This window comes from Escherichia sp. GZ89 (assembly GCF_019366485.1).
Lineage (GTDB): Bacteria > Pseudomonadota > Gammaproteobacteria > Enterobacterales > Enterobacteriaceae > Escherichia > Escherichia fergusonii.
This window is the reverse complement of record NZ_JAEOHX010000068.1, coordinates 1-543: the sequence shown is the minus strand read 5'-3', so window position 1 is coordinate 543 and position 543 is coordinate 1. Positions and strand designations below refer to the sequence as shown.

Annotated in this window: 1 protein-coding gene; it reads right to left on the bottom strand. The window is 58.4% G+C overall.

Going from position 1 to position 543, the window contains the following annotated elements:
- A partial coding sequence (gene tyrA / locus K0335_RS22245; RefSeq protein ID WP_219394174.1) for a bifunctional chorismate mutase/prephenate dehydrogenase occupies positions 1-543 on the bottom strand: 543 nt, incomplete at both ends.

Genomic DNA, 543 nt, shown 5'->3' with positions numbered 1-543 from the left:
ACACCTGGATTTGCTCAAGGAACCACTGATACGCTTCCGGTTGACGCCCATCACACCAGACCACCACCTGCTTCGCCAGGCTCCCGCTGTCCGGGCCAAACATCGGGTGCAAGCCCAGCACGGGGCCATCATGGGCCGCCAACATTGCCTGTAACGGACCGCTTTTCACCGATGCCAGATCGACCAGAATACAGTCGGACGGCAGGGGCGGCAGTTGCGCTATGACCTGTTCAGTAACATGAATCGGCACGCTGACGATCACCATTCCGGCATCGGCGACAATGTCCCTGGCGCGCGGCCAGTCCTGTTGTTCCAGAATACGGACCTGATAGCCCGACAGCGTGAGCATTTTTTCAAACAGACGCCCCATCTGTCCGCCGCCGCCCACAATGACGACCGGACGCAGAGAAGGACAAAGCGTTTTGAACCCCTTATCATTTTCGCTGGAGTAAGATTCACGCATTACCCGGCGCAGGACATCTTCAATGAGATCGGGCGGGACACCGATCGCTTCTGCTTCCGCCCGTCGTGAAGCCAGCATAG